This window comes from Pyruvatibacter sp., from assembly GCF_040219635.1.
Classification (GTDB): domain Bacteria; phylum Pseudomonadota; class Alphaproteobacteria; order CGMCC-115125; family CGMCC-115125; genus Pyruvatibacter.
The window spans coordinates 45,712-53,131 of record NZ_JAVJSC010000011.1; the positions used below are offsets into that span (position 1 = coordinate 45,712).

7 protein-coding genes, 1 tRNA gene and 1 pseudogene are annotated in these 7,420 nt (G+C 61.5%); 3 read left to right on the top strand and 6 right to left on the bottom strand.

Annotated features, from left to right (window positions below; all coding sequences use genetic code 11):
- Positions 1-26 precede the first annotated feature (26 nt).
- Positions 27-1,574 carry a sensor histidine kinase gene (locus tag RIB87_RS15455; protein WP_350148348.1) on the bottom strand — a complete coding sequence of 516 codons (1,548 nt, stop codon included), beginning with the start codon at positions 1,572-1,574 and terminating at the stop codon, positions 27-29.
- A gap of 255 nt (positions 1,575-1,829) precedes the next feature.
- On the opposite strand from RIB87_RS15455, the gene RIB87_RS15460 reads away from it, so the two are divergent.
- The gene (locus tag RIB87_RS15460; protein WP_350148350.1) at positions 1,830-2,714 is read left to right on the top strand and encodes an SDR family NAD(P)-dependent oxidoreductase; all 885 of its coding nucleotides are present in this window, start codon (positions 1,830-1,832) and stop codon (positions 2,712-2,714) included.
- Here the strand turns inward: RIB87_RS15460 and RIB87_RS15465 are convergent.
- Complete coding sequence (locus RIB87_RS15465; RefSeq protein ID WP_350148352.1) at positions 2,692-3,684, bottom strand: alpha/beta fold hydrolase; 993 nt, start codon at positions 3,682-3,684, stop codon at positions 2,692-2,694. The genes RIB87_RS15460 and RIB87_RS15465 overlap by 23 nt on opposite strands.
- A gap of 83 nt (positions 3,685-3,767) precedes the next feature.
- A complete protein-coding gene (locus RIB87_RS15470) occupies positions 3,768-4,310 on the bottom strand; it encodes a YHS domain-containing (seleno)protein (protein WP_350148354.1) in 543 nt (180 codons plus the stop codon).
- A 261-nt stretch (positions 4,311-4,571) separates the two neighbouring features.
- Here RIB87_RS15470 and RIB87_RS15475 point away from each other — a divergent pair.
- Positions 4,572-4,648: transfer RNA gene (locus RIB87_RS15475), tRNA-His, on the top strand.
- A gap of 12 nt (positions 4,649-4,660) precedes the next feature.
- Here RIB87_RS15475 and RIB87_RS15480 read toward each other — a convergent pair.
- Positions 4,661-5,413 carry a 5-formyltetrahydrofolate cyclo-ligase gene (locus RIB87_RS15480; protein ID WP_350148356.1) on the bottom strand — a complete coding sequence of 251 codons (753 nt, stop codon included), beginning with the start codon at positions 5,411-5,413 and terminating at the stop codon, positions 4,661-4,663.
- Positions 5,410-5,763, bottom strand: coding sequence for an HNH endonuclease (locus RIB87_RS15485; RefSeq protein ID WP_350148359.1), 354 nt, complete (start codon positions 5,761-5,763; stop codon positions 5,410-5,412). The genes RIB87_RS15480 and RIB87_RS15485 overlap by 4 nt, the downstream gene beginning before the upstream one ends.
- 106 nt (positions 5,764-5,869) lie before the next feature.
- Between RIB87_RS15485 and RIB87_RS15490 the strand changes: the two genes are divergently transcribed.
- Positions 5,870-6,394, top strand: a complete 525-nt coding sequence (locus RIB87_RS15490) for a 2,4'-dihydroxyacetophenone dioxygenase family protein (RefSeq protein ID WP_350148361.1) — start codon at positions 5,870-5,872, stop codon at positions 6,392-6,394.
- Between the two features lie 81 nt (positions 6,395-6,475).
- Here RIB87_RS15490 and RIB87_RS15495 read toward each other — a convergent pair.
- A pseudogene (locus RIB87_RS15495) lies at positions 6,476-7,420 on the bottom strand (hypothetical protein); the annotation flags it as partial.

The following is a 7,420-nucleotide window of genomic DNA, read 5'->3' on the forward strand; positions in this document are numbered from 1 at the left end:
GACAACAAACGTGCGGCCAAGTGCCGTCAGGTTGCCAGAACGCTGGTGGGGGCAAAGGTAATCCGCACTGTTGTGCCGCGCCCCGGCACGCTTTCAATGTCGAAGGCTGCCTTGTTGGCCTCTGCCAGACTGCGGGCCAGCGGCAGACCCAGGCCCAATCCGCGCCCTAATCCGCGCCCTAATCCGGGTGTCGATGCCTGACCTGTCTCAGCAGGTGGGGCAGGTGGGGCGATTGCTGCCTGTGCCGCCTCCACCTGTCCAAACGGCTCAAGCGCCTCAGCCAGTTCAGCCGCCGTCATACCGATGCCGGTATCCGCGACGCTAAGCACCACATCGCCCGCATCGGTGCTGGTAGCCCCCATGGTGATGGTGCCGCCGGGACGGGTAAACTTGATGGCGTTGCCAAGCAGGTTGATGAGTATCTGCCGCAGCGCGCCTTTGTCGGCGACCACCGGCGGCACGGTATCAGCGCTGTCGATGGTCAGCGTAAGGCTGCGCCGGGCGGCTTCGTCGCGCAGCATGTCGCCGATCTGTTGAATGAGCGCGGCGGCATCCACCGCCTCGAATGTCAGGTCACGGCGTCCATTCTCAGCGCGCGCCATTTCCAGCAGGTCATCAACCAGCCCCAGCAGGTGCTCGCCTCCTGCCTGTATGTCGCGGGCATAATCCACATATTTGTCGTTGCCCATCGGCCCGAACCGCTCACTCGCCATGATCTGCGAAAAGCCCAGAATTGCGTTGAGGGGCGTGCGCAGTTCATGACCTACATGCGACAGTACGGCGCGGGCTTCATCGCGCGCGCGCGCAGCCACGTCCGGCGTTTCTTGTGCGGGCTCATTTTGTGCCGACATGGTGTTCGCCACGGGTGGTGCCGCCAGCACCCGTGCCCGGTCCGCGATGTCGTTGAAATAGGCGGCGACTGCGGCTCCTCCTGTTTTGGGGTCACGGGCGCGGGTCAGCGTTACCCGGGCCAGACGGGGGCCAAAGCGCGTTGCGATTCTGAAGGTGGCAGACGCCAGCCCGTCTGCAAGTGCCGCCCCCGTCAGTCGCGTGGCAGCGTTCGGGTCGCCCAGAAGCGTGGCAAGGTCCGGTGTCACGTCTCCCAGCAGGGCAAGGGCCGCGTCGTTGCCGACGAGCCACTCACCCGTCATGCCGAACAGTGCACCGGGTGCCGCAATGGCCTCGCCCAGTGTTGCCTGCCGACGGGTTGCGGTTTGAAGCTGCGCCTCTTTGGGCTGCGCATTACCAACGCGCATGGTGAGCGCAAGGCCCATTCTGCCGTCCGCAAGCGGTATTGGGCTCGCCACCCCTGACAGGGGTAGCCCTGACACCGGATGGGGCAGCGTGGTGTCCAGAGCCTGCGCATTAGCACTGGTGGTCGCGCGGTCTGCAAGCTGTTGCAGCGCTTTTGCAAACGCGCCCTGAGCTGCGAATGGTCGCTCCACGAGGTCAAGCACACTTGCCTCACCAAACAGCGCTACCGCAGCGTCATCAGCTTCGACCACCCGCGCACGCTCCGCATCCCAGACAAAGCGGGCGGTGAGGCTGCTGGTTTGATCTGTGCTTTGGGTCATTGATCCTGCACGAACATGGGGCACACACACAAAAGGTACTGAGCGCCAGTTAGCGCGCCCAACAAGCGAACATGCGGTCATGGAAGAAAAATCCCCGTCCTGAACGGATTTGACGCCTTTCAGGTCGCGTACTCCCCCAAGCACGCTCGGCAACCACTATAGCGGCAAAGCTCCGTTGGAGCCTATTGTTACGCAATTGCATCGTTAAGGCTTCCCAGCCTGTGGGTGAGCAAGACAAAAACCGGGAGAAACCATATGGCCGCAGCACCAAAACGCCATTCAAAAGCACCATCCGCCGCCAGGAAGAAAACGTCGGCCATGCGGCGCAAAAAGCCCGCCATCACGGGGTCACGCGGCGAAACCGTTCTTATCACCGGGGCGTCGGCGGGCATCGGCGAGGCGCTGGCGGGCAAATTTGCCGAAGGGGGTTTTGATCTCATTCTGGTCGCCCGCAGCAGGGACAAGCTGACAAAGCTCGCCGATAAACTCTCGGCCAAACACAAGGTAGCCGCCGACGTCATTCAGGCCGATCTGGTTAAGCCCGGTGCCGCGCGTGATCTGTTCAATGTGGTGGCGCAGCGCGGGCTGACGGTGGATGTGCTGGTCAACAATGCCGGTGTGCTTGAAATGGGTGCGTTCAAATCGCAGGAGCCTGAAACACTGAGTGCCATGGTGCGCCTCAATACAGTGGCGCTGACCGAAATTGCCGCGCTGTTTGTACCGGGCATGGCGCGCCGCCGTCAGGGCCGGGTATTGAATGTGGCGTCGGTTGCATCGTTCCAGCCGGTGCCGTCGCTGGCAGTGTATGCGGCGACCAAGGCGTTTGTGCTGTCGCTGACAGAATCACTGGCAGAAGAACTCAGGGCTGACGGTGTGACAGTAACGGCGCTGTGCCCCGGCATCACCGAAACCAGCATGTTCGACACCATCAAGACATCAAACGACCGCACCGAAAAAATTCCGGCATTTCTGGTGGCTGACGTGCAGGACGTGGCGCAGGAAGGTTATGACGCCTGCCTCAAGGGTGAGGTGGTGCGTGTGCCGGGCCTTGCCTATGCCATGACCACCAGCATTGGGCGCGCCTCGCCGCGCTGGCTGACGCGGCTGGTCGCAGGCGCTATCGGGCGGCAGATGATGTAACGGCTTCTTTTGATGCTGCAATCAGTGGTGCTTGGCCGGCGTGTGGCACGGCGTGTCCGCCAAGCCACGCCTCAAGAATGGCGTTCACCTGCTCCGGGGCTTCCTGCTGTACCCAGTGCGACACATTGGGCAACCGACGCAGGGTAAAGTCTGCCATCAGCGGGTCCATCCGGTCGGTTGTTTCAATGCACAGCGCTGAATCCTCTTCGCCCCACACCATGAGGGTCGGGGTTTCAATCACCGGCGGCGTATCGATCACGCCCTTGAAGCGCGAGGGCCTGCGCATCGCGGCGCGATAATAATTGACCATCGCCGTCAGCGCGCCAGGCTTCGAGGCGGCATCCCGGTACACATCCAGCACGTCATCGGGAAACCGCGATTTATCAATCGCCATGTTGTAGAACGCCTTGCCGATGGCATCCGCCCGGTTGGCGCCTAAAAGTTTTTCAGGCAGCCAGGGTATCTGGAAAAATATGACGTACCAGGAGCGTTTGAACTGTTTCCAGGTGCGGAACTCTTCCAAAAAGCGCGTCGGGTGCGGCAGGTTCATTACCACGAAGCGGTCTATCGGACGGACCTTGCCCAGCATGAAAGTCCACGCAATGGCTCCGCCCCAGTCGTGTGCCATCAGGCATATTTCGTCTGCGATGCCTTGCGCTTTGGCCGCATCCACAAGCCCTGCAACATCATCCACCAGGCAATCCATTGCGTAGGCCGCTACACCGTCTGGTCGGCTGGTGTTGCCATAGCCGCGCAGATTGGGCGCCCACACGGTGTAGCCGAGTTTTTGCAGCAGCGGGATTTGCAGCCGCCAGGAAAAATTGAGTTCCGGAAACCCGTGCAGCAGCAGCGCCAGCTTGCGCGGGCGGGTGCCACTATCTGCATCGTTCGAAGGGAGCGGCTCGCCGACGGCAACCTCAAACTCCAGCCCGTTGGCTGAAATCATCCGCGTGTGTGTGCCAGTAATCATGCGTTCCGCCCGACAAGGAATGGTCGGTTGGAGTTTAGCAGTACCCCGCAGCGTATGTGCAAGCCGTTGGCAGATATGCGCGGCTAGTTGGTGGCAGGCGTTTCCAGCAGCGCGGTGGGTACAGCGCGTATCTTGGCCCATATCGTGTTGGCTATGCGCAGGCTGTTCTCCTCGTCAGCCATCCACATCTGTTTCGTGTCGTCGTCGATGAACACGAACAGCTTTTCATCATGTACACGCCAGGTCAGCGGCGCGCCGGGCTTTATCTTGCGGCCCACGCGCACGCCATAGGCGCCAAACCCGCCATATTGGGGCGCCAGAGCGGCGGGGTCTGTCAGGAACACGGCACGGTTCTCCTCGCTGGCAAACCAATAGGTGGCCCCGTCATGGGTGGCCGTAATGTCGCGGTTGCCTTTCAATGCCTCGCCAACAAGAAAAAATGCAACCACGTCATGGCCTGCCGCAGCCACGCCTGCATGGTTCACCGCGACATGGGGTGTGGCAAGCTGGGTGGGCATGTCGGCGCGTGCGGCGCTGTTGCTGCCGATCGCGATGGCGGCGGCGACAAAGGCGATAGCGGCAATGGCATTGAGTGAACGGCTTGCCCATTGTGAGATGCGGGCCATGATGCGGGTTTCCCTGACTGAGGTAGAACAATCTGCATCGCCAACCCTAGGCGCAAGGTCTCAAGGCTCCGGTAACCGGATTGTTCAAAATTGAAATGAATGCGGCTGGTCATGCGCTTGTCAGCGTTGCTATCCGGGCGGCAAACCGGCACAAAAGCAGGCATAATCAACCGTCTTGCAATCGGCAGGGGTGGGCGTTAGTTTCCGGCCCCTTGAGTGTATCGGGTCTGGTTTTTGTACCGGGGCACCCGTCAGGAACATGCCGCCTTAGCTCAGTTGGTTAGAGCGCCGGTTTGTGGAACCGGAGGTCCTTGGTTCGAACCCAAGAGGCGGTACCACTCCTCAGAGTGTCAGCGGCCCGTCAGGCGCTTTAGTTCCGCCAACACCGGCATTGCTTCAAAGTCCGCGTCGGTGAGCGATGCCCAGTCAATGCCATTGATGGCGGTCTGATCGTTTGCTGTGTGCAGGGTTGTTTCAAGCGTCTGCGTCGGCGTTACAATCCAGTGCAGCGGCTCGTCGGTGGTCACCTGCGGGAAGTCAGACACCAGTTGCACATCATGAACGGTGGTTGCCACCGGCACGGGCGCGTGCCCCAGCTCCAGCAAAATGCCGTATTCGCGGTCAGCATAGCCCGCCCCCTTGCCGCATCGCTTGCCACTGGCCGTAACAGCGACGGAGCCGGACACGATTGCATCCATCTGCGGCAGGTCCGCCAGCGGCACCTGCTTCGCCCAGCGCGCCATCGTGGACATAGCCGAAGCCTTGCGGACGGCATCCGGGGGCACAGCACGGGCTTCTATCTTCCAAAAGCCCCCGGCAAGTTTCGGCGTTGGCGCATACACATCAATGCCGCGGCGCAGCGCTTGCGCGCGCACGGCACTTTGCGCTGAATCCGGATTGATCTTGAGCGATGTGGCTGTTGCAAATACCGGAATGTCGAACAACCGGCGCGCAGCATCCGCAGCGCCCTTGAAGTTTGGAATGCGGCCATGCGGGGGAAACGGAAAAGCGGCCAGTTTTTCATCGCGCAACCGGTCCCACACATGGGTGCGGGCCGCATCCTTTGTGGCGAAGTCTGTGGCGCAGTCACGAAGCCTGTTCATCGCCGCCCCTTGCCTCCGCCCACCTTGCGTGTGCGCTTGTGAAAATCAGCAGGCCGCTTGCGGACCCACTTAACGAAGGCTGCAATATCGGGATGGTCTGTCAGCAACTCAACCGTGTTGAAGTTGTTTGCCAGTTCGCTTTCGGTGAACAGCGAATGGATTTTCTTGTGACAGATCGCGTGCAGCGGAACCGTATCCGTGCCGCCCTTGAGGCGCGGGACAAGATGATGTTTTTCCACTTTGCCAGCCAGCGGCCGGGTGCAAAGCGCGCAGGTTGCAAGCGCGTCAGCAGGGTTTGCCCGGGCGCGCTGTGGAGTGAGCGGAAGCTGCGTGATGCGGTGGTCTGACATGCTGATGAGATGGTGTGTGGTCGGCTGAAAGTCAAAATTGTGCAGCGGCGGTGCAAATGGCTAAGGTGCGGCCAAGCAGCAACCGCTTCACACACGGAGACACACCATGGATACAAAACCCGATGATGCCATCACCGCGATGGCGACCCCCGTCGTACCGCCGGCCTCAGGCGAAGCATTGCATATCGGTGAAAACGATCTGCCGTTTGTTGATCTGGGCGACGGCACCAAAATACAGTTGCAACAGGTGGACCTGACCCAGGGCCTGTGGGTGCTGCGCACGAAGTTCGCGCCCGGCTATCAGGTGGCCACCCACTACCACACCGGCCCGGTCTTTGCGGTGACGTTCACCGGAAGCTGGCACTACCGCGAATACCCCGATGTTGTGAACACCAAGGGCTCTTACCTGTTTGAGCCTGCAGGGTCCGTCCATACGCTGATTGTGCCGGACACCAATACCGAGGAAACCGATGTGTGGTTTGCCATCTACGGCCCCAATATCAACACCGATGAAACCGGGCAGGTGACGGGCATTCTGGATGCCAACAGCATTCTGAACGTTTATCGCGCCATGTGCGACGATCAGGGCCTTGCCTATGACAAGCTGATTGTGATCGGCGAAGATCTTTAGCGCACGGGTCAACGCAGGACATTCATAAGACAAGGCCCGGACGGTAAAGCCGTCCGGGCCTTTTTCATGCTTGCGCCTGAGCTAGCCGCCTATTTTGTAAAGGCCGCTTACGACACCTGTATTGGTTTCGTACCTCATTATGTGACCACCCACCAAAACGTCAGTGTGCGACGCACATTCTGAAAGCTGGCCCTGCAGCCATGATGGCACGGGCTTGGCGCGTTTCAGCAGACCCGGCGGCATCATCTGGCCCTCAACAAGCCCTGCCTCGATAAAGTTCGGCAGCGCATCTTGCGGGTGCGGCACGCGGTCGTAATACGCATCCATCGCCTGCCGCTCGGCAACCGTGAACCCGTCGGTGCAAACAGCGCCCGATTGATCGGCCAGGGTTGCGCCCGACTGTTGTGCCGGCTGCGGTTCGGGCTGGGGCGCAGGCGCATCCGCTACAGGCTCGCTAGGCGCTGACGGTGCCGATACCTGACCCTGCGGCGCCTGAGCCGCCGGTGCCTGTGGTGCTGCTGGCGTGGTTGCGCCACCCGCAGGTTGTGCCGGAGCTGGAGCCGGTGTGGTCGCCGGTGCCGGTGCCGGTGCTGATGGCGTGCCGGTGGTCGGCGGCGTGCTTGGTGTTGGTGCGGCCGGGGTGCCTGCACCGGAGGCCCCGCCTGCTGCCGCATCATCTCCGCCACCTATGATGGCCGCAGCAATGCCGATTGCGGCGGCGCCGCCAACAATTGCTGCTGCTGTACCTGCATCAATACCCCCGTCCGAGCCGCCGCCCGAATTACCGTCCGAACTGTCGGAAGGTGCTGCTGCTTCAGGTGCGGAAGGTGCGGGGCTGGCGGGCTCATCCGGCGTTGTAGGCGCGGGGGCCTCTGGTCCCGGCGGCACAACGCCGGTGTCACCAGTATCGCCGGTGTCACCAGTATCGCCGGTGTCACCAGTATCGCCGGTGTCACCAGTATCGCCGGTGTCACCAGTATCGCCGGTGTCACCAGTATCGCCGGTGTCACCAGTATCGCCGGTGTC

What these genes read in the sequence shown, in the direction of transcription:
- RIB87_RS15455 (WP_350148348.1), bottom strand. Translation starts at nt 1,574, where the DNA reads ATGACCCAAAGCACAGATCAAACCAGCAGCCTCACCGCCCGCTTTGTC.
- RIB87_RS15460 (WP_350148350.1), top strand. Translation starts at nt 1,830, where the DNA reads ATGGCCGCAGCACCAAAACGCCATTCAAAAGCACCATCCGCCGCCAGG.
- RIB87_RS15465 (WP_350148352.1), bottom strand. Translation starts at nt 3,684, where the DNA reads ATGATTACTGGCACACACACGCGGATGATTTCAGCCAACGGGCTGGAG.
- RIB87_RS15470 (WP_350148354.1), bottom strand. Translation starts at nt 4,310, where the DNA reads ATGGCCCGCATCTCACAATGGGCAAGCCGTTCACTCAATGCCATTGCC.
- RIB87_RS15480 (WP_350148356.1), bottom strand. Translation starts at nt 5,413, where the DNA reads ATGAACAGGCTTCGTGACTGCGCCACAGACTTCGCCACAAAGGATGCG.
- RIB87_RS15485 (WP_350148359.1), bottom strand. Translation starts at nt 5,763, where the DNA reads ATGTCAGACCACCGCATCACGCAGCTTCCGCTCACTCCACAGCGCGCC.
- RIB87_RS15490 (WP_350148361.1), top strand. Translation starts at nt 5,870, where the DNA reads ATGGATACAAAACCCGATGATGCCATCACCGCGATGGCGACCCCCGTC.